At 72.0% G+C, this 19,170-nt stretch carries 19 protein-coding genes; 3 read left to right on the plus strand and 16 right to left on the minus strand.

From position 1 onward, the window contains the following. Window positions 1-128 precede the first annotated feature (128 nt). The 10 genes from atpD to ACWEVO_RS08570 all read right to left on the minus strand — a co-directional run bounded on the left by atpD (window position 129) and on the right by ACWEVO_RS08570 (window position 8,867). Window positions 129-1,565: a F0F1 ATP synthase subunit beta gene (gene atpD / locus ACWEVO_RS08525; RefSeq protein ID WP_452306930.1), complete on the minus strand. Its 1,437-nt coding sequence runs from the start codon at window positions 1,563-1,565 to the stop codon at window positions 129-131. After that, window positions 1,565-2,494, minus strand: a complete 930-nt coding sequence (locus ACWEVO_RS08530; protein ID WP_452306931.1) for a F0F1 ATP synthase subunit gamma — start codon at window positions 2,492-2,494, stop codon at window positions 1,565-1,567. The genes atpD and ACWEVO_RS08530 overlap by 1 nt, the downstream gene beginning before the upstream one ends. 2 nt (window positions 2,495-2,496) lie before the next feature. After that, the gene (gene atpA, locus ACWEVO_RS08535; protein WP_452306932.1) at window positions 2,497-4,149 is read right to left on the minus strand and encodes a F0F1 ATP synthase subunit alpha; all 1,653 of its coding nucleotides are present in this window, start codon (window positions 4,147-4,149) and stop codon (window positions 2,497-2,499) included. Between the two features lie 85 nt (window positions 4,150-4,234). Then, window positions 4,235-5,056 carry a F0F1 ATP synthase subunit delta gene (locus tag ACWEVO_RS08540; protein ID WP_452306933.1) on the minus strand — a complete coding sequence of 274 codons (822 nt, stop codon included), beginning with the start codon at window positions 5,054-5,056 and terminating at the stop codon, window positions 4,235-4,237. Beyond that, window positions 5,056-5,595: a F0F1 ATP synthase subunit B gene (locus tag ACWEVO_RS08545; RefSeq protein ID WP_452306934.1), complete on the minus strand. Its 540-nt coding sequence runs from the start codon at window positions 5,593-5,595 to the stop codon at window positions 5,056-5,058. The genes ACWEVO_RS08540 and ACWEVO_RS08545 overlap by 1 nt, the downstream gene beginning before the upstream one ends. A gap of 27 nt (window positions 5,596-5,622) precedes the next feature. Beyond that, window positions 5,623-5,859, minus strand: a complete 237-nt coding sequence (locus ACWEVO_RS08550; protein ID WP_073834637.1) for an ATP synthase F0 subunit C — start codon at window positions 5,857-5,859, stop codon at window positions 5,623-5,625. Between the two features lie 73 nt (window positions 5,860-5,932). After that, window positions 5,933-6,730, minus strand: a complete 798-nt coding sequence (gene atpB / locus ACWEVO_RS08555) for a F0F1 ATP synthase subunit A (RefSeq protein WP_452306935.1) — start codon at window positions 6,728-6,730, stop codon at window positions 5,933-5,935. An 11-nt stretch (window positions 6,731-6,741) separates the two neighbouring features. Beyond that, window positions 6,742-6,978, minus strand: a complete 237-nt coding sequence (locus ACWEVO_RS08560) for an AtpZ/AtpI family protein (protein WP_452306936.1) — start codon at window positions 6,976-6,978, stop codon at window positions 6,742-6,744. 175 nt (window positions 6,979-7,153) lie between these two features. Then, the gene (locus ACWEVO_RS08565; protein WP_452306937.1) at window positions 7,154-7,585 is read right to left on the minus strand and encodes a hypothetical protein; all 432 of its coding nucleotides are present in this window, start codon (window positions 7,583-7,585) and stop codon (window positions 7,154-7,156) included. Then, on the minus strand, window positions 7,578-8,867 hold the full coding sequence (locus ACWEVO_RS08570) for a serine hydroxymethyltransferase (RefSeq protein ID WP_452306938.1): 1,290 nt from the start codon (window positions 8,865-8,867) through the stop codon (window positions 7,578-7,580). The genes ACWEVO_RS08565 and ACWEVO_RS08570 overlap by 8 nt, the downstream gene beginning before the upstream one ends. Before the next feature lie 35 nt (window positions 8,868-8,902). Here ACWEVO_RS08570 and ACWEVO_RS08575 point away from each other — a divergent pair, with 35 nt between their 5' ends. Further along, entirely contained in the window at window positions 8,903-10,366 is a 1,464-nt protein-coding gene (locus ACWEVO_RS08575; protein WP_452306939.1) for an SDR family oxidoreductase, read from the plus strand. A gap of 7 nt (window positions 10,367-10,373) precedes the next feature. Here the strand turns inward: ACWEVO_RS08575 and ACWEVO_RS08580 are convergent, their stop codons facing one another. The 4 genes from ACWEVO_RS08580 to prmC form a co-directional block, all read right to left on the minus strand. Further along, window positions 10,374-12,488 carry a transglycosylase domain-containing protein gene (locus ACWEVO_RS08580; RefSeq protein WP_452306940.1) on the minus strand — a complete coding sequence of 705 codons (2,115 nt, stop codon included), beginning with the start codon at window positions 12,486-12,488 and terminating at the stop codon, window positions 10,374-10,376. Window positions 12,489-12,599: 111 nt separating this feature from the next. After that, window positions 12,600-13,211 carry an arsenate reductase/protein-tyrosine-phosphatase family protein gene (locus tag ACWEVO_RS08585; protein WP_452306941.1) on the minus strand — a complete coding sequence of 204 codons (612 nt, stop codon included), beginning with the start codon at window positions 13,209-13,211 and terminating at the stop codon, window positions 12,600-12,602. Beyond that, a complete protein-coding gene (locus tag ACWEVO_RS08590; RefSeq protein WP_452306946.1) occupies window positions 13,212-13,856 on the minus strand; it encodes an L-threonylcarbamoyladenylate synthase in 645 nt (214 codons plus the stop codon). Beyond that, on the minus strand, window positions 13,856-14,803 hold the full coding sequence (gene prmC, locus ACWEVO_RS08595; protein WP_452306942.1) for a peptide chain release factor N(5)-glutamine methyltransferase: 948 nt from the start codon (window positions 14,801-14,803) through the stop codon (window positions 13,856-13,858). Before prmC ends, ACWEVO_RS08590 begins: the two co-directional genes overlap by 1 nt. Window positions 14,804-14,878: 75 nt before the next feature. On the opposite strand from prmC, the gene ACWEVO_RS08600 reads away from it, so the two are divergent. After that, window positions 14,879-16,432, plus strand: coding sequence for a diguanylate cyclase domain-containing protein (locus ACWEVO_RS08600; protein WP_452306943.1), 1,554 nt, complete (start codon window positions 14,879-14,881; stop codon window positions 16,430-16,432). 127 nt (window positions 16,433-16,559) lie between these two features. Here ACWEVO_RS08600 and prfA read toward each other — a convergent pair whose 3' ends face one another. Next, window positions 16,560-17,648 carry a peptide chain release factor 1 gene (gene prfA / locus ACWEVO_RS08605; RefSeq protein WP_452306944.1) on the minus strand — a complete coding sequence of 363 codons (1,089 nt, stop codon included), beginning with the start codon at window positions 17,646-17,648 and terminating at the stop codon, window positions 16,560-16,562. 105 nt (window positions 17,649-17,753) lie between these two features. Next, a complete protein-coding gene (gene rpmE, locus ACWEVO_RS08610) occupies window positions 17,754-17,978 on the minus strand; it encodes a 50S ribosomal protein L31 (RefSeq protein WP_073834647.1) in 225 nt (74 codons plus the stop codon). Window positions 17,979-18,229: 251 nt separating this feature from the next. Between rpmE and ACWEVO_RS08615 the strand changes: the two genes are divergently transcribed. Further along, on the plus strand, window positions 18,230-19,126 hold the full coding sequence (locus tag ACWEVO_RS08615; RefSeq protein ID WP_452306945.1) for a phosphatase domain-containing protein: 897 nt from the start codon (window positions 18,230-18,232) through the stop codon (window positions 19,124-19,126). Window positions 19,127-19,170 lie beyond the last annotated feature (44 nt).

Raw genomic sequence — 19,170 nt, forward strand, 5'->3', positions numbered from 1 at the left:
AGAAAGGGTCCCGCGCGGTGCGCCTAACTGTTGGCCTGAAAACCCAAAATGTGTAAACGGGGGCCCACAAACCCCCTGCGGCCCCCCCCCTACCGGTGGGGGCGGCCTCCGTGGATGTGACGAGAGCCTCAGCCCTCCATCAGCTCCTTGGCCTTCTTCTCCAGGTCCTCGAGCCCGCCGCACATGAAGAACGCCTGCTCGGGGAAGTGGTCGTACTCGCCCTCGCTGATCTTCTTGAACGCCTCAATGGTCTCCTTGATCGGGACCGTCGAGCCCGGCACGCTGGTGAACTGCTCGGCCGCGTAGGTGTTCTGCGACAGGAAGCGCTCGATCCGCCGCGCGCGCTGCACGGTGATCTTGTCTTCCTCGGAGAGCTCCTCGATACCGAGGATGGCGATGATGTCCTGCAGGTCCTTGTAGCGCTGCAGGATCCGCTTCACCTCGGTGGCGACCTGGAAGTGCTCCTGGCCGACGAACTCCGGGGCGAGGATCCGGGACGAGGACGCCAGCGGGTCCACGGCCGGGTAGATGCCCTTGTCGGAGATCGACCGCTCCAGGTTGGTGGTCGCGTCCAGGTGGGCGAACGTGGTGGCCGGCGCCGGGTCGGTGTAGTCGTCGGCGGGCACGTAGATCGCCTGCATCGAGGTGATGGCCTGGCCCCGGACGGAGGTGATCCGCTCCTGGAGCTCGCCCATCTCGTCGGCCAGGGTCGGCTGGTAACCCACGGCGCTCGGCATGCGGCCGAGCAGCGTGGAGACCTCGGAACCGGCCTGGGTGAAGCGGAAGATGTTGTCGATGAAGAGCAGCACCTCCTGCTTCTTCACGTCACGGAAGTACTCCGCCATGGTCAGCGCGGAGAGGGCGACCCGCAGCCGGGTGCCCGGCGGCTCGTCCATCTGGCCGTAGACCAGCGCGGTCTTGTCGATGACGCCGGACTCGGTCATCTCGGCGATGAGGTCGTTGCCCTCACGGGTGCGCTCACCCACGCCGGCGAAGACCGACGTACCACCGAAGTTCCGGGCCACGCGGGTGATCATCTCCTGGATGAGCACCGTCTTGCCCACGCCGGCGCCGCCGAACAGGCCGATCTTGCCGCCCTTGACGTACGGGGCGAGCAGGTCGATGACCTTGATGCCGGTCTCCAGCATCTCGGTCTTCGGCTCCAGGTCCGCGAAGGCCGGGGCCTTGCGGTGGATCTGCCAGTGGTCGTCCGGCTCGAGCGTCTCGCCCTCGCGGAGGTTCAGGACCTCGCCGATCGCGTTGAACACGTGGCCCTTGACCGCGTCGCCGACCGGCACGCTGATCGGGGAGCCGGTGTCGCGCACCTCGGAGCCGCGGACCAGGCCGTCGGTCGGCTGCATCGAGATGGCGCGGACCACGTTGTCACCCAGGTGCTGGGCGACCTCGAGGGTCAGCGTCTTCTCGCCGCCGGAGAGGGTCACGTCGACGTGCAGGGCGTTGAACAGGTCCGGCATGGCGTCGCGCGGGAACTCGGCGTCGACGACCGGGCCGATGACCCGGACCACGCGACCCGTGGCCGTCTTGGTCTCTACTGGGGCAGTCATCACACTTCACTTCCCGACGCGGCCAGCGCGTTCGCGCCGCCGACGATCTCACTGATCTCCTGGGTGATCCCGGCCTGGCGGGCCGAGTTCATCTCACGCGTGTACTTCTCGATCATCTCTTCGGCGTTGTCGGTGGCGCTCTTCATCGCCCGCCGCCGGGACGCCGACTCGCTGGCCGCCGACTCCAACAACGCCGCGTAGATCCGCGTGTTGATGTACTTCGGCAGCAGCGCATCGAGCAGCGACTCCGCCTCCGGCTCGAACTCGTACGCCGGCAGCAGGCCCTCGGACCGCGGCCGGTCCTCGACCTGCATCGGGCCGATGATCTTCGTGACCGGAGTCTGGGTCATCAGGGACTTGAACTCGGTGTAGACGATGTGCAGCTCGTCGATACCGACGATCCCGTCCGCCCCGGCCTGCCCCTCCGCGTCGTCCGCGCCGGCGGTGAACGCCTTGATCAGCGTCTCGCCCACCTCCCGGGCGTCGGAGAAGCCCGGCTGCTCCGAGAAGCCCGTCCAGCTCGCCGCGATGTCCCGGTTGCGGAACCGGTAGAACGTCACGCCCTTGCGACCGATGACGTAGAGCACGGGCTCCTTGCCGTCGGCCTTGAGCCGGGCGATCAGCGACTCCGCGGTCCGGATCGCGTTCGAGCTGTAACCGCCGGCCAGACCGCGGTCGGCGGTGATGAGCAGGACGCCCGCCCGCCGCACCTGCTCGCGCGGGGTGAGCAGCGGGTGGTCGATCCGCGCGTTCGAGGCCAGCGCGGTGAGCACGCCGGTGATCGCCTGGGCGTACGGAAGAGAAGCCTCCACCCGGGCCTGGGCCTTGGCGATGCGGCTCGTCGCGACGAGCTCCATCGCCTTGGTGATCTTCTTCATCCCCTTCGCCGAGCGGATGCGTTGGCGAAGTACGCGAACCTGGGCGGCCATCGTCAGCTCTCAGCCGGGCGGTCGGTCGAGCCCTCGCGGAAGCGGGTCACCGTCTCGCGGGTCTCCTCGCCCTCGAGCGGCTTGGCCGGCGCCTCGTTGATCCGGACCTCGTCCTCCTTGCCGAGGAAGACCTGCTTGAACTCGGTGATGGCCGAGTCGAGCGAGCCGATGATCTCGTCGTCCCACTTGTTGTCGGCGATCGCGGCGAGGACGCCCTCGTGCTTGTGCCGGAGGTACTGCAGGAACTCCGACTCGAACCGGCGGATCTCGCCGACCGGGACGTCGTCCAGCTTGCCCTCGGTGCCGGCCCAGACGGAGACGACCTGCTCCTGCACCGGGTACGGCGAGTAGTTCGACTGCTTGAGCAGCTCGACCAGGCGGGCGCCGCGGTCCAGCTGGGCGCGGGAGGCCTTGTCCAGGTCGGAGGCGAAGGCGGCGAACGCCTCCAGCTCGCGGTACTGGGCCAGGTTGAGCCGGAGCGAACCGGCGACCTTCTTCATCGGCTTCACCTGAGCGGCGCCACCGACCCGGGAGACCGAGGTGCCGACGTTGATGGCCGGCCGGACGCCCTGGTTGAACAGGTCGGTCTCCAGGAAGATCTGGCCGTCGGTGATCGAGATGACGTTGGTCGGGATGAACGCCGAGATGTCGTTCGCCTTGGTCTCGATGATTGGCAGACCGGTCATCGAGCCGCCGCCCAGCTCGTCGGAGAGCTTGGCGCAGCGCTCCAGCAGCCGGGAGTGCAGGTAGAAGACGTCACCCGGGTAGGCCTCGCGGCCCGGCGGGCGGCGCAGCAGCAGCGACACGGCCCGGTACGCCTCGGCCTGCTTGCTCAGGTCGTCGAAGACGATCAGGACGTGCTTGCCGCCGTACATCCAGTGCTGGCCGATGGACGAGCCGGTGTACGGGGCGAGGTACTTGAAGCCGGCCGGGTCGGAGGCCGGGGAGGCGACGATGGTGGTGTACTCCATCGCGCCCGCCTCCTCCAGCGTCCCCTTGATGGAGGCGATGGTGGAGGCCTTCTGGCCGACGGCGACGTAGATGCAGCGGACCTGCTTCTTCGGGTCGCCGGAGCGCCAGTTCTCGCGCTGGTTGAGGATGGTGTCCAGGGCGACCGTGGTCTTACCGGTCTTCCGGTCACCGATGATCAGCTGCCGCTGGCCCCGGCCGATCGGGGTCATGGCGTCGACGGCCTTCAGACCGGTCTGCAGCGGCTCGTCGACCGACTTGCGGGACATCACGTTCGGGGCCTGGAGCTCCAGCTCGCGGTAGCCCTCGTTGGCGATGTCGCCGAGGCCGTCGATCGGCTGACCGAGCGCGTTCACCACGCGGCCGAGGAACGCGTCGCCGACCGGCACGGAGAGCACCCGGCCGGTGCGCTTGACGCGCTGACCCTCTTCGATCCCGCCGAAGTCACCGAGGACGACGACACCGATCTCCCGGACGTCGAGGTTCAGCGCCACGCCGAGCGTGCCGTCCTCGAACTCCAGGAGCTCGTTGGTCATGGTCGAGGGCAGACCCTCGACGTGGGCGATGCCGTCGCCGGCGTCGGCGACGGTGCCGACCTCCTCACGGGAGACGTCGGCCGTGTAGGAGGAGACGTAGCGCTCCAGGGCGCCGCGGATCTCCTCCGTCGAGATGGTCAGCTCGGCCATCCTCTGCTTCCTTAAGTATCAGGGGCCCGGGATACCTAGTACCGACCGGTCCGATGGCATCGAATCAGGGCTGCTAAGACGCTGGTCAGCGCTTCGCGAGCGCGTTGCGGGTCTCGTTGAGGCGGCGCAGGACGGTGCCGTCGTACAGGTCGGAGCCGACCCGCACGCTCACCCCACCGAGCACCTCGGGGTTCACCGTCTGCTTGACGGAAACCTCTCGACCGTACATCTCCGAGAGGCGGGCACCGAGGCGTCGCTCCTCCTCGTCACTCAGCGGAGCCGCCACGGTCACGTACGCGACCTGACGGTCCCGCCGGTCGGCGGCCAGCTCGACCAGCCGGGTGAGCGCCCCGATGAAGGAGCGTCCCCCGAAGCCGGCCAGGGCGGCCTCGACGAGGCGGACGGTGACCGGCCGGGCCTTGCCGGCGAGCAGCTGGTCGGCCAGGGTGGCCCGCCGCTCGGCCGGCGCCATCGGGTCGGACAGGGCGTTGGACAGCTCCGGCGAACCCGAGACGACCTGCCCGAAGCGGAACAGCTCGTCCTCGACCTCACCCAGCTCGCCGGCCTTGTCGGCGCTCGCGAGGAGCGCCTCGACGCCCAGCCGCTCGGCACCGTCGAGCAGTTCCGACGGGGCCGACCAGCGGCCGGCGACCAGCGAGGCGAGCAGGTCGAGCGAGTCCGCGCCGATCCGGCCGCGCAGCATGTCGCCGAGCAGGCCGGTCCGGTCCGCACCGGCACGGGCCGGGTCGGAGAGCGCCCGGCGCAGCCGCGGCTCGCGCCGCAGCAGGGCGGCGACGGAGAGGATGTCGTCGGCGGTGGAGGCCACCGCCGACGGCTCCGCGCCGCGGGCGTACGCGTCGAGGCGGTCGGCCGCGACCTTGTACGACTCCCGGCTGGCGGCCTGCATCAGCGGGCCCCCGTGCTCTCAAGACCGCTCAGGAACCGGTCCACGGTGCCCTTGCGACGCGCCTCGTCGGCGAGGGACTCACCGACGATCCTGCTGGCCAGGTCCACCGCGATGGTGCCGACCTCGGTGCGCAGCTCGCGCACGATGGTGGCGCGCTCGGCGGCGAGCTGTTCCTTGCCGGCGGCGATGATCCGGTCGGACTCCTCGCGCGCCTTGGCGAGGATGTCCTGCCGGATGCCCTCGGCGTCGGCCCGGGCGTCGTCACGGATCTTGGCGGCGTCGGTACGCGCCTCCGCGAGCTGGGCCCGGTACTGCTCGAGCAGCTGGTTCGCCTCGGCCTGGGCGGCCTCGGCGCGCTTGATGCCGCCCTCGATCGCGTCGACCCGGGCCTGGAACGTCTGCTCCATGCGCGGGAAGACGAACTTCATCAGCACGATGCAGAGCAGGATGAAGGCGATTCCACCGACCACGATCTCCTGCCATGCAGGGATGATCGGATTGTGCGCCTGTCCACCACCCTCAGCGGCGAGGTAGAACATGGAAAACCTCCCGGTCGAAGGGCGGGATCAGGAGAGGGTGCCCTGCCAGATGAAGCCGAACGCGATGCCCAGCAGCGCGAGGGCCTCGATGACGGCGAAGCCGATCCAGACGTACGGCAGGGTCATCCGGGACGACTCCGGCTGGCGGGCGGTCGACTGGATGTAGGCCGAGAAGACCAGACCGACGCCGATACCCGGGCCGATGGCCGCGAGGCCGTAGCCGATGGCGGCGGTGCTGCCGGAAACCGCGGCGAGAACGTCCATTGGTTGGTTCCTCCTGGTTATCACGCGTGACGGTCACGCGGGACGACAACTGTTGGTGCGAAAAAAGAGTGGATCAGTGCTCTTCGGCGAGGGCGCCCTGCACGTAGCTGGCGGTCAGCACCGTGAAGACGTAGGCCTGCAGAACGATCACCAGGAATTCGAGGAAGGTCAGCGCGATCGTCATCACCCAGGACAGCACCGAGACCGGCGCCAGCCAGGCGTTGGCGCTGATCATGGCGAAGCCGCCGAGCGTGAAGACCAGCAGGAGCATGTGGCCGGCGAACATGTTCGCGAAGAGACGGACGGCCAGCGAGAACGGCCGGACCAGGAAGGTCGAGAAGAACTCGATCGGGATCAGCAGCGGCAGGATGTACCAGGGCGCCGGCGGGACCAGAGAGTTCTTGAAGTACTTGACGAAGCCGTGGTGTCGGATGCCGATCCAGTTGAACATCACGTAGCTGATCAGGGCCAGGAACGCCGGGAACGCGATGTGCGAGTTCGGCGAGATCTGGAAGAACGGGATGATCGCGAACGCGTTCGTCAGCAGGATGAAGCAGAAGAGCGTGGTGAAGTACGGCGCGAACCGCACCCCCGCGTGCCCGATCATGTCGACGGCGATGTTGTTCCGCACGAAGCCGTAGATCGACTCGGCGAACCACTGCTTCTTCGTCGGCACCAGCTTCGGGTTCCGGTAGCTGGCCAGGAAGAAGATGATCAGGACGCCGACGGCGATCCAGACCATGGCCGTGATCTTCGTGAACCAGAAGTTGTCGTGCGCACCCCAGGGCAGGATGCTGGGCAGGTAGAAGTCCTCCACGCTGGGTGGGAATTCCGCCTGGCCCGCTGCCAGGACGTTCGCCTGTCCGAACACCGCGTCCCTTCCTAAGTAGGCGTGCCCAGTCGGCGGACGACCAGGATGATCCCCCCGGCCATGCCGAGCACGACCCCGACGCCGGTGGCGATGCCCCCGGTGTCGAGCCAACGGTCGACCAACCAGCCGATGAAACCCCAGACGAGCATGCCCCCGATGAGGTACGAGAGCGCGGTCCAACCCTGACCGGCACCGGACGGAGTGTCGCCCGGGCCGCCAGCGCTGGGGGGTTTCTGGTCACCGGCCATGACGGGGCGAACGATATCAGTCGAGGAGACGAGGCTGTGCCTCACCCCCCGCACAACCTGGTTGTGTGGGACACGGGCGGGCGAAGTCGTCTGGAGGCACGCTACTCCTCCCCCGCCACTGAGAGAATGACCGATCGCGGACACACCGGCGCGCCGTCCGAAGGTTGGGATGGCGTCAGCGGTGGACGCGGCGGGCGTGCACCGTGGCCAGCCACCAGATGTGCACCCCGGTCCAGATCAGCACACCCGCGGCGATGCCGAGGCAGAACGGGATCAGGCCCGGCCAGCCACTCGCCGCCACCAGCACCATCACCCCGCCGAGCAGGGTCATCTTGGCGAGGTAGAGGCCGAGCCCGAAGGGGAGCACGAGCTGCGGATCGCGGGCGTCCGCCCAGGCGAGCACGACCGTGGTGAGCGTGTAGCTGGCCGCGGTCACCGCCACCCCGGCCGCCGCGCCGAGCGCGCCGTCCGCCCCCCGCAGCATCCCGCCGACCACCGCCGCCGCCGCCGCGAGCACCACCGACGCGATGAGCAGCACCGGCAGGTGCCGCAGCCGCCAACCGCGGTCCGCGGCCGCCTCCGCCGCGCGCGTCCCCGGCTCAGCCACGGGGGTACGCCGGGAAGGCGGTGACCAGCTCGGTCACGTCGGCGGCGGTCCGGGCGAGCTGGTCGGCGCCACCGGGGGACTCCGGATCGGTCCGCACGGCCCGGGCGATCAGCGTGGCGATCCGGCGCATCTCCCCCTCCCGCATGCCCTGGGTGGTGACGCTCGGGGTGCCCACCCGGACGCCGGAGGCGACCATCGGCTTCTCCGGGTCGTACGGGATGGCGTTCTTGTTCAGGGTGATGCCCGCGGCGTCGCAGCGCGCCTCGGCGTCGGCGCCGGTCACCCCCACCTCGCGCAGGTCGATCAGGGCCAGGTGGGTGTCGGTGCCGCCGGACACCGGCCGCATCCCCTCGGCGGCCAGCCCCTCGGCGAGCGCCTGGGCGTTGCTGACCACCTGGGAGGCGTACGCCCGGAACTCCGGCTGGGCGGCCTCGCGCAGGGCGACCGCCTTCGCCGCGACGGCGTGCATCAGCGGACCGCCCTGGGTGAACGGGAAGACCGCCTTGTCGATCCGGGCGGCCAGCGACTCGCGGCAGAGGATCATGCCGCCGCGCGGGCCGCGCAGCACCTTGTGGGTGGTGGCGCAGACGACGTCCGCGTACGGCACCGGGGAGGGGACGGCCCGCCCGGCGACCAGCCCGATGAAGTGGGCGGCGTCCACCATCAGGTACGCCTCGACCTCGTCGGCGATCTCCCGGAACCGGGCGAAGTCGATCAGCCGGGGGTACGCCGTGGCGCCACAGATGATCATTTTGGGCCGGTGCGCCCGGGCCAGGTCGCGCACCTCGTCGTAGTCGATCAGCTCGGTGTCCCGGCGGACCCGGTAGCCGACGGTGTGGAACCACTTGCCGGAGAAGTTCACCCGGCTGCCGTGGGTCAGGTGGCCGCCGTGCGGCAGGTCCATGGCCAGCACCGTGTCGCCCGGCTGCACCAGGGCGGCGTACGCGGCCAGGTTGGCGTTGGCGCCGGAGTGCGGCTGGAGGTTGGCGTGCTCGGCCCCGAACAGCTCCTTCGCCCGGGCGAGGCCGATCTCCTCGGCCCGGTCCACCTCGGCGCAGCCCCCGTAGTAGCGCCGCCCCGGGTAGCCCTCGGCGTACTTGTTGGTGAGCGTGGAGCCGAGGGCGGCGAGCACCGCCGGCGAGGTGAGGTTCTCGCTGGCGATCAGTTGCAGCCCGCCGCGCAGCCGGTCCAGCTCCCCCAGCACCACCCCGGCGATCTCCGGGTCGACGGTGCTGAGCTGCTCGAAGTCCGGCCCCCAGAAGGTGTCCCTCGCGTTCTCCACAGCGAAGGAGTCTACGGAGCCGCAGACTGGAAGCCGTGAGATGCCTCGTCACCGGAGCCACCGGGTACATCGGCGGTCGGCTCGCACCCCGGCTGCTGGCCGAGGGACACGCCGTACGCTGCCTGGCCCGCAAGGCCGGCCGACTGCGGGACGTGCCGTGGGCGGCCCAGGCCGAGATCGCGGAGGGGGACCTGCGCCGGCCGGAGACGCTGCCGGCCGCGTTCGAGGGCGTCGACGTCGCTTACTACCTGGTCCACTCGCTGGGGCAGGCCGGCTTCGAGGCGGCCGACCGGGAGGCCGCGACCAACTTCGCGGCGGCCGCGCACGCCGCCGGCGTACGCCGGATCGTCTACCTCGGCGGCCCGGAGCCGAAGGCGCAGGACGGGCTTCCCTCGGCGCACCTGCGGTCCCGGGCGGAGGTGGGCCGGATCCTGCTGGACAGCGGGGTGCCGACCGCCGTGCTGCGGGCTGCGGTGATCATCGGGTCCGGCTCGGCCTCGTTCGAGATGCTGCGCTACCTGACCGAGCGGCTGCCGGGCATGGTCACCCCACGCTGGGTGCGCAACCGGATCCAGCCGATCGCGGTCCGCGACGTGCTGCGCTACCTGGTCGGCTGCGCGGACCTGCCGCCCGAGGTGAACCGGGCCTTCGACATCGCCGGACCGGACGTGCTCACCTTCCAGGACATGATGCAGCGGTACGCGCGGGTGGCCGGGCTGCCCCGGCGGGTCATCCTGCCGGTGCGGGTGCTGACCCCGTCGCTCTCCTCGTACTGGGTCGGTCTGATCACCCCGGTGCCGAGCGCCATCGCCCGGCCGCTGGTGGAGAGCCTGGTCCACGAGGCGGTCGCCCACGACCACGACATCGCCCGGTACGTCCCCGACCCGCCCGACGGCCTGACCGGCTTCGACCAGGCCGTCGCCCTGGCGCTGGCCAAGGTCCGCGACGCCGCGGTGGAGACCCGCTGGTCCACGGCGAGCGGGCCGGACGCGCCGGCCGAGCCGCTGCCCAGCGACCCCAAGTGGTCCGGCGGGACCACGTACACCGACCTGCGGGAGCGGGAGGTGGCCGCCCCGACGGCGGCGCTGTGGCGGGTCATCGAGGGGGTCGGCGGCGAGCACGGCTGGTACTCCTTCCCGCTGGCCTGGTCGGTCCGGGGCTGGCTGGACCGGCTGGTGGGCGGGGTCGGGCTACGCCGGGGGCGGCGCGACCCGCACCGCCTCCAGGTGGGCAAGGCGCTGGACTTCTGGCGGGTCGAGGAGATCGTCCCCGGGCACCTGCTCCGGCTCCGCGCCGAGATGCGGCTGCCCGGCCGGGCCTGGCTGGAGATGCGTGCCGAGCCGGCCAGCGAGGGCCGCAGCCGGTACGTCCAGCGCGCCGTCTTCCTCCCGCACGGCCTGGCCGGCCACCTCTACTGGGGCTCGGTCTTCCCGTTCCACGCGGTGGTCTTCGGCGGGATGGCCCGCAACATCGCCCGCGGCGCCGAACACCCCGCCTGACCGCGGCTCAGTTGCCGGTGCGAGGGCCGGTGTGCTGGTAGGCGACGGTCTGGCTGGGTGGCACGAAGTCGACGACCGGCTCGTCCCGCAGCGCGTACGCCAGCAGGTTGCCGACGGCGGAGATCTGCCGGGCCTGCACGCCGCCCCCGACGGCGTCCTGCGGGTCGTCCGGGTTCGCGGCGATGGTCGCGACGGCGAGCTGCGGGGTGAAGGCCACCACCGTCTCGGTGGCGTTCCGCTCCGAGCTGCCGGTCTTGCCGGCCAGTGGCCGGCGCAGCCCCGGCGCGAGTTCCTCGGCGGTGCCGCCGTCGCAGCGGCGGTACATCGACTGGTCGCCGACCGGGCAACGGGAGGCGTCCGCCGCCGCCCGGGCCACGTCGGTGTCGAGCACCTGCCGGCAGTCGGTGTTCCCGGCGGCCACCTTCCGGCCGGTGGCGTCGGTGATCGAGGTGACCGGGGTGGGCCGGCACCAGACCCCCTCGGCCGCCACCGTCGCGTACGCGTTGGCCACGTCCAGCGGGGTGGTGTCGGCGACGCCCAGGGTGAACGGGCCCCAGTTCTTCGCCCCCTCCCGGGCCAGCTTGGCGTCGGTCGGCGAGCGCAGCACGATGCCGAGCCGCTGGGCCATCTCCACCACCCGGTCCGCGCCCACCTGCTCGGTGAGCCAGGCGAAGTAGGTGTTCACCGAGCGGCCGAAGGCGCTCCACATGGTGCGGTGGCCGTTCATCCAGGACGGGCTGGCGTTCTCCGGACACCAGTAGCCGCCGCAGCTCGCCGGGCCGCCGTCGATCGGGAAGTCGGTGACGTAGATGCCGGGGGCGTCGAAGTCGGTGTTCAGCGGCAGGCCGGACTCCAGCCCGGCGAGCAGCGCGAAGAGCTTGAAGGTCGAGCCGGCCTGGTAGCCGACGATGCCGCCGCCCCCGGCGACCAGCTGGTTGACCGTGTTCGGGTAGTTCCGCTGCCCGTCCGGGTTGGCGGCCACGCTGTAGTTCCGGTTCACCGCCATGGCCAGCACCCGGCCGGTCCCGGGTTCCACCACGGCGGTCGGCGCGGCCCGCTTGTTGTTGGTCGCGTAGATCCGCAGCACCTGCTCGGTGGCCTTGCGCTGCACGTCCGGGTCGAGCGAGGAGACGATCTTCCAGCCGCCCCGGCGCAGCGTCCGCTGCCGCTCGTCGGCGGACTTGCCGAAGGCCGGTTGGGCGTTCCACCACTGGGTGAACCAGTCGCAGAAGAAGCCCCAGTCGTTGCGTTCCTCGGGGACCGCGGCGCAGTCGTTCGGCGTGGCGCTGGGCTCCAGGTCGAGGTGCTCGGCCTTGGCCCGGGCGGCGTCCGCGGCGGCGAGCTGTCCGGTCTCCACCATCCGGTCCAGCACGTACGCCCGGCGCCCGAGGGCCGCGTCGGCGTCACCGTTGATCGGGTCGTCGGCGTCGGGCGAGCGGACCAGCCCGGCCAGCAGCGCCGCCTGGGCCAGGGTCAGCTTCTCCGGGGTGGTGGAGAAGTAGCGCTTGCTGGCCGCGGCGATGCCGTACGCCCCGGCGCCGAAGTACGCGATGTTCAGGTAGCGGCCGAGGATCTCGTCCTTGCTCAGCTGGCGCTCCAGGGCCAGCGCGTACCGCATCTCGCGGATCTTGCGACCCATGGTGATCTCGGTGGCGCTCGCCCGTTGCGCCTCGGTCAGCCGGGGATCCCCGGCCAGCGCGTTGCGGACGTACTGCATGGTGAGCGTGGAGGCGCCCTGCCGGGTGCCGCCCTCGCGCCGGTTGACGGTGAAGGCGCGCACCACGCCGCGCAGGTCGACGCCGTGGTGCTGGTAGAACCGGACGTCCTCGGCGGCCACGATGGCCTGTCGCATCACCGGCGCCACCTCGGTGACCGGCACGTCCACCCGGTCCTCGACGTAGAACGAGGTGATCAGGGTGCGGCCGTCGTTGGCGTAGAGGTTGGATCGCTGGGCCGGCTGCGGCGTACGCAGCGACTCGGGCAGCGCGGTGTAGGGCATCAGGTTCTTGAAGCCGAGCCCGAACACCAGCGCGGCCGGCAGCGCGGCCGCCGCCAGGGCGAGTCCGGCGAGTACGCCGGCGAGCAGGACGGTGAACAGCTTGTCAAGGTGGGCCCGGTTCATCAGCTCTCCCCGCAGGAGCCGGCCGTAGGACCCGTTCAGAATGACCGGAATCGGCGGTTACGCCGCCTTCTTCCCTGAAACGCGCAGGAAGTTCGCGAGAAAGGATGAACCTCAGGGCAGGAGCGCGGCGGCCAGCGGGTGGACGGTCTCCTCGATCTCGTCAGCCACCCGGCTGAAGCACTGGTCGCCCCGTCCCCAGGGGTCGTCGAGGTCGTCCGTGGGCAGCGCGGCGGCGCCCTGCCGGGCCGCGTCCGCCGCCGCCACCAGGGCCACGCCCCGGGCGTACACCGCCTCCGGGGTGGCCTCGAACGGGGGGAGCCCGGCGGCCTCCACCCCGCCCAGCAGCCGGCCGAACTCGCCCAGCACGAAGGTGCGCCCGGCGGCGTCCGGCCGCAGCGCCACCACGTACTCCTGCTGGTCGGCGGTGGCGGTGAGGACCAGGTCGGCGGCGTCGATCAGGTCGGAGCGCAGCTTGCGGGCGGCGAAGCCGGCCACGGCACCGCCCCGCGAGATCACCTGCCGGGCGGCCGGCGGGTTCATCTCCTCGCCGGCGTGCCAGCCGCCGGTGCCGGCGCTGTGGCTGTGCAGCAGCTCGTCGGAGCGCTCCGGGTCGACCCCGAGGCGGCCCAGCCGCTCCCGGACCGCCAGCACCAGCAGCCGCTCGGCCATCGGGGACCGGCAGATGTTGCCCATGCAGACGTGCAGGACGGTGAAGGGCGGCACTCAGACCCCCCGCTCGTCGAGGATGTCCGGCACCACGTCGCGCAGCTTCTCCAGCGACACCGCCCCCTGGCGCAGCACCCGGGGCACCTCGCCGGTGAGGTCGACGATCGTGCTCGGCACCGGGTCGAGCGCCGGCCCGGCCTCCAGGTAGGCCCGGACGCCGTAGCCGAGCTGCTCGCGGGCCTCCTCGGCGGTGAGCGCGGCCGGCTGGCCGACCTTGTTGGCGGAGGCGACCGCCATCGGGCCGGTCTCCCGCAGCACCTCCAGCGCCACCGGGTGCAGCGGCATGCGGACCGCCACCGTGCCGGTGGAGTCGCCCAGGTCCCAGGCCAGGCTCGGGGAGTGCTCCACCACGATGGTCAGCGCGCCCGGCCAGAACGCCTCGACCAGATCCCGCGCCGAGCGTGGCAGCGAGAAGACCAGGCCGTCGAGGGTGTGCCGGGAGCCGATGAGGACCGGGGGCGCCTGCCGCGCGCCACCCTTGGCGTCCGCGAGCGCCTTCACCGCGTACGGGGTGAAGGCGTCGGCGCCGATGCCGTAGACCGTGTCGGTCGGCAGGACGACGAGTTCCCCGTTCTTGACCGCCTCGATGGCAGCGGCGATGCCGCGGTCCCGGTCGGCGGGCGACCGACAGTCGTAGAGCATCACGAGGAGCCAGTCTGCCACGCCGGGCCGGGGTCGGCGTGCTGGCCGTCCGCGCGGCGGGACGCGGTGGCGAACCGGGGCCGCCCGACCAGGTCCCGGTGCTCCTCGACGTGCTCGTACCGGCCGTCCCCGGCCAGCAGCGCCGGCACCGCCGCGCCGTGCGTGTCGTCGTGCTCGACGCCCAGCGCGCCGCCGGGACGCAGCAGCACCGCCGCCCGGGCCAGCACGGGGCGGATCACGTCCAGCCCGTCCGCGCCGCCGAAGACCGCCTCGTCCGGGTCGTACCCGCCCACCTCCGGTGGGACGACCACCGACCGCGGCACGTACGGCGGGTTGCAGAGCAGCACGTCCACCCGCCCCACCAGGTCGGCCAGCAGGTCCGGGTCGGTGACGTCGGCCGCCACCACCTCGATCGGGGTGTCCCCGGCGGCGGCCCGGCCGGCGGCGTTGCGGCGCAGCCAGTCCAGCGCGGCCGCGGACCGTTCGACGGCCACCACCCGGGCCGCCGGCAGCTCCTGGGCGACCGCCAGGGCGATCGCGCCCGAGCCGCTGCACAGGTCCACCACCAGCGGAGCGGCGCGCCGCCGGCCCTGCGCCACCCCCCAGCCCGCCAGCAGCTCGGTCTCCGGGCGGGGCACGAACACCCCGGGGCCGACCGCCAGCTCCAGGTGCCGGAACCCGGCCAACCCGGTCAGGTGCTGCAGCGGTTCCCGGGCGGCCCGCCGCTCCACCAGCGCGTCCAGCCGCTCCCGCTGGGCCGGCGTGAAGCCGTCGGCCAGGGCCAGCCGCCCGCGCGGCACCCCCAGCACGTACGCGGCGAGCAGCTCAGCCTCCGCCCGGGACGCCTCGATCCCCGCCGCGGCCAGAACCCGGGCCGCCCGCGCGACGGCCAGTGAGGGGCGCTCGCGTTCTGTCCCTTCGGACGGGTGTTGCGGGAGGAAGGTCACGACATAATCATGAAGCGTCGCGGTTGGCATCACGAGCGGGTGGGTCCTTCAGGCACACCGACAGGGAGGTCGCGGGTGGGCTGGCTCGACCGGGTCGAGGACCAGGTTGACGCCCTTCGGCGTGCCCGGATGTTGCAGGAGTCCAGCCGCTCGGCCGAGGCGTGCACCCTGCTCGACCGCGTGATCCGCACCACCGACGACCCGTACGCCCGGGCCGACGCGCTGGTCCAGCGCCTCTCCGCACTGATCAATCTCGGCCGCACCGCCGAGTTCACCCGGGCCATCGAGGAGGCGTCCGCCGCCGTCCGGGACCTGGCGGAGCCGTACCTGCACGGGCACCTGAACGCCCTCGCGGCGCTCGCCGCGCACCACCAGGGCGCGCTGGACCGCTGCGTCACCCACCTGGTGAAGGCGGCCCGGGCACTGAGCGCCGACGACGACCCCGACCGGGACACCGCCTGGGGCTGGCACGACCTGGCGATGGCCTACTCGTACCTCAGCTTCCACGGGCACGCCCTCGGCGCGATCGAACGCGCCCGCCAGGTGGGGCTCACCGCCGGCATCCCCGAAGAGACCTTCGCCGCACCGGGCATCCGGCTGCGCAACGCGGTCGCGCTGGACCACAACGGCGACAGCGACGGCTGCCTGCGGGTGCTGCGCGACGTGGCCGGCGACTTCAACCGCTTCCTGCGCAGCGGGCGGGCCGGCAACATCCGGCCGAGCAGCCTCGCCGCGTACGGGTACGCCGCCGCCCGCCGGGCCGCGCTCGGCGACCGGGTGGAGACCGGCACCGACGCCGACCCCGCCCGGCTGCTCGCGCACGGCGGGGACAGCGCCCGCGCCCGGGACCTGGGCCAACTCGGCCAGGTCTGCCTGGCCATCGCGGACGGCCGGCCGATCGAGGCGGTCACCCGGCTGGACACCACCCGGGTCTCCACCGAGACCCTGGGCGCGGCCGAGGCGCCCCGGCTGCGCAGCATCGCGCTGGCCCGCGCCGGGGACCACGCCGCCGCCCACCGGGCCGACCGGCACGCGTTCCGGCTCGCGGCCCAGCGCAACGACCGGCTGCGCGACGTCTACATCGACGGCATCGCCGCCCGGATCGATCACGAGGAGATGCGCCGGGAGGCCGCCCGCTACGAGGGCGAGGCGCTCACCGACCCGCTCACCGGGCTGCCCAACCGCCGCCGGCTGGAGCGCTACATCGGCATGGTGGTCGCCCGGGGCGAGCGGGTGGTGATCGGCGTCTGCGACCTGGACGGCTTCAAGGCGGTGAACACCCGGCACGGCCACCACTCCGGTGACCTGGTGCTGCAGCGGATCGCCGGGGTGATCAACCGGGTGATGCGGCGCGGCGATTTCGTGGCCCGCTACGGCGGGGACGAGTTCGTCGTGGTGCTGCCCGAGGCCGGCATGACCGAGGCGGCCGAGGTGGCCCGCCGGATCCAGGCCGCCGTCCGCACCGAGGACTGGGAGTCGCTGGTGCCGGGCACCCCGGTCGGAGTGAGCATCGGCTTCGCCGAGGTGAACGGGGGCTCCACGGCGAGCGTCCGCGAGGCCCTGGGCGCCGCCTTCGAACTCGCCGACCGGGAGATGCTCCGCGCCAAGGACCGCCTCCGCGCCTCCTGACCCCCCACGCCCCCCACGCCGCACGTCCGTTCGTGCGCGCTGATTCACGGAAAGAGTGGCCATCCGACGCGGAATGGCCACTCTTTCCGTGAATCAGGGTGGATCTTGGGGGGTGAGGGGCGGTGGGTCAGCGGCGGGTGAGTTCGGTCTCGCCGGCGAGGCGGGCGGCGCGGTCGGCCTCGGCGAGCGCGTCCAGCACGCCGTCCAGCTCGCCGCCGAGGGCCAGGTCCAGGTTGTACGCGGTGTAGCCGATCCGGTGGTCGGTGATCCGGTTCTGCGGGAAGTTGTACGTGCGGATCCGCTCCGACCGGTCCACGGTGCGGACCTGCGCCTTGCGTGCGTCCGAGGCGGCGGCGTCGGCCTGCTCCTGTGCGGCGGCGAGCAGCCGGGCCCGCAGGATCCGCATCGCCTGCTCCCGGTTCTGCAGCTGCGACTTCTCGTTCTGGCAGGAGACCACGATCCCGGTCGGCACGTGGGTGATCCGGACCGCCGAGTCGGTGGTGTTGACCGACTGCCCACCCGGCCCGGACGAGCGGAAGACGTCGATCCGCAGCTCGTTCGGGTCGATGGTGACGTCGACGTCCTCGGCCTCGGGCAGCACCAGCACGCCGGCCGCGCTGGTGTGGATGCGGCCCTGCGACTCGGTGACCGGCACGCGCTGCACCCGGTGCACGCCGCCCTCCCACTTGAGCCGGGACCAGACCCCGTTGCCGCCCTCCGGGACGCCCTTGGTCTTGATCGCCAGCGAGACGTCCTTGACGCCGCCGAGGTCGGAGTCCTGAGAATCGATCACCTCGGTGACCCACCCGTGGCGCTCGGCGTACCGGGTGTACATCCGGAGCAGGTCGCCGGCGAAGAGCGCGGACTCCTCGCCGCCCTCACCGGCCTTGATCTCGACGATGACGTCCTTCGCGTCGTGCGGGTCGCGCGGGATGAGCAGCTCGGCGAGCTTCTCCTCCAGCGCGGGCAGGGACGCGGCGATGCTCTCCGCCTCGGCCGCGAACGCCGGGTCCTCGGCGGCCAGCTCGCGGGCGGCGGCCAGGTCGGCCCGGGCCTGCTCCAGCTCGTCGGCGGCCTTGTGCACCGGAGCCAGCTCGGCGTACCGCCGGCCGACCCGACGGGCGGTGGCCTGGTCGGCGTGGATGGCCGGGTCGGCGAGCCGCTGCTCCAGGTCGGCGTACTCGTCGAGGAGGGCGGCCAGGCGCTCACTGCTCATGGTGCGGATGCTCCTTCGACGACGGGCGGGGGCGGGAACAACTGGGCGCAAACGGACGAACGCCCGCGCCCGGCGCGGAGCCGGACACGGGCGTCGTCGAGGGAGCTACTTGGCCTTCTTGGCCTGAACCTTGGCGTACTTCTGCTGGAACTTCGCGACCCGACCGGCGGTGTCCAGCACGCGCTGCTTGCCCGTGTAGAACGGGTGGCAGGCACTGCAGGTCTCGACGCTGATCTGACCGCCCTTGGCGGTGCTGCGGGTCGTGAACGTGTTGCCGCAGGAGCAGCGGACCTCGGTGGTCACGTACTCCGGGTGGATGTTGGGCTTCATGTCGCCTCGGTCCTTTCGTGGATGGTCGCCGGGTCGCCGTCGTGATCCCGTCGCACGCGACGGGCTCGGGCGTGAACCGGAACCGGTGGCCGATTGACCAGTGTGCCATGGCCGTCCGCCGACCCGGCGAGCGGGCCACACACCTGGTCCGGCAGGCTCAACGCTCACCTCCCCCGACGCATTCCCGGGCGGCTCACGGGCATTCGTCAACGGCGGCACCGGGGAGGACCGGGACGAACGGGAGGTACGACATGTTCCGCCTGATCGCCACCCGCGGGCTGCCCGCCTCCGGCAAGACCACCTTCGCCCGGCGGCTCCAGCCCGACGTGGTCCGGGTCAACCGGGACGACCTGCGCCGGATGATGCACGGGGCACGGCTCTTCACCCAGTGGGCCGAGGGGCAGGTCACCCGGGCCCAGCGTGCGCAGGTGGAGGCGCTGCTGGCGGCCCGGGTCAGCGTCTGCGTCGACGACACCAACCTGCGCTCCCGCACCCTGCGCGACTGGGCGGAGCTGGCCGAGCGGTTCGGCGCGGCGTTCGAGGTGCACGACTTCACCGACGTACCGCTGGAGGAGTGCCTGCGTCGGGACGCCACCCGGCCCGAGGAGGACCGGGTCGGCGAGGCGGCGATCCGCCGGCTGCACGAGCGCTACCTGGCCAACCGCCCGTTACCGCTGCCGGTGCCGACCGCCCGGACCGGCGGCCCCGGCCGGGTGGCGCAGAGCCCGCCCGAACGCCCGGACATCGTGCTGGTCGACATCGACGGGACGGTCGCGTTGAACGTGTCGCGCAGCCCGTACGACATGACCCGGGTCGGCGAGGACGCGCCGAACGAGGCGGTGATCGCGGCGGTGCGGGCGATGCACGCGGCCGGCCACGGGGTGGTCTTCTGCTCGGGGCGGGACGCCTCGGCGCGGGCCGACACGGTGGCCTGGCTGGCCCGGCACGTCAAGGTGCCGTACCTGGCGCTGCACCTGCGGGCGATCGGCGACCACCGCAAGGACGCCGTGGTCAAGCAGGAGATCTACGAGCGGGAGATCCGGGACCGGTACCGGGTGGTCGGGGTCTTCGACGACCGGCAGCAGGTGGTCCGGATGTGGCGCTCCCTCGGCCTCACCGTCTTCCAGGTCGCCGAGGGCGACTTCTGAGCGGCTCCGGCACTCCGTCCGCCCGCCGGCGGGCTCCTCCCCCA

The sequence above is a fragment of the Micromonospora sp. NPDC003776 genome (assembly GCF_053605645.1).

Bases quoted from the DNA above. Each gene is read 5' to 3' on its own strand.
- atpD (WP_452306930.1), bottom strand. From the start codon at position 1,565: ATGACTGCCCCAGTAGAGACCAAGACGGCCACGGGTCGCGTGGTCCGG.
- ACWEVO_RS08530 (WP_452306931.1), bottom strand. From the start codon at position 2,494: ATGGCCGCCCAGGTTCGCGTACTTCGCCAACGCATCCGCTCGGCGAAG.
- atpA (WP_452306932.1), bottom strand. From the start codon at position 4,149: ATGGCCGAGCTGACCATCTCGACGGAGGAGATCCGCGGCGCCCTGGAG.
- ACWEVO_RS08540 (WP_452306933.1), bottom strand. From the start codon at position 5,056: ATGCAGGCCGCCAGCCGGGAGTCGTACAAGGTCGCGGCCGACCGCCTC.
- ACWEVO_RS08545 (WP_452306934.1), bottom strand. From the start codon at position 5,595: ATGTTCTACCTCGCCGCTGAGGGTGGTGGACAGGCGCACAATCCGATC.
- ACWEVO_RS08550 (WP_073834637.1), bottom strand. From the start codon at position 5,859: ATGGACGTTCTCGCCGCGGTTTCCGGCAGCACCGCCGCCATCGGCTAC.
- ACWEVO_RS08560 (WP_452306936.1), bottom strand. From the start codon at position 6,978: ATGGCCGGTGACCAGAAACCCCCCAGCGCTGGCGGCCCGGGCGACACT.
- ACWEVO_RS08580 (WP_452306940.1), bottom strand. From the start codon at position 12,488: ATGAACCGGGCCCACCTTGACAAGCTGTTCACCGTCCTGCTCGCCGGC.
- ACWEVO_RS08590 (WP_452306946.1), bottom strand. From the start codon at position 13,856: ATGCTCTACGACTGTCGGTCGCCCGCCGACCGGGACCGCGGCATCGCC.
- prfA (WP_452306944.1), bottom strand. From the start codon at position 17,648: ATGAGCAGTGAGCGCCTGGCCGCCCTCCTCGACGAGTACGCCGACCTG.
- rpmE (WP_073834647.1), bottom strand. From the start codon at position 17,978: ATGAAGCCCAACATCCACCCGGAGTACGTGACCACCGAGGTCCGCTGC.
- ACWEVO_RS08615 (WP_452306945.1), top strand. From the start codon at position 18,230: ATGTTCCGCCTGATCGCCACCCGCGGGCTGCCCGCCTCCGGCAAGACC.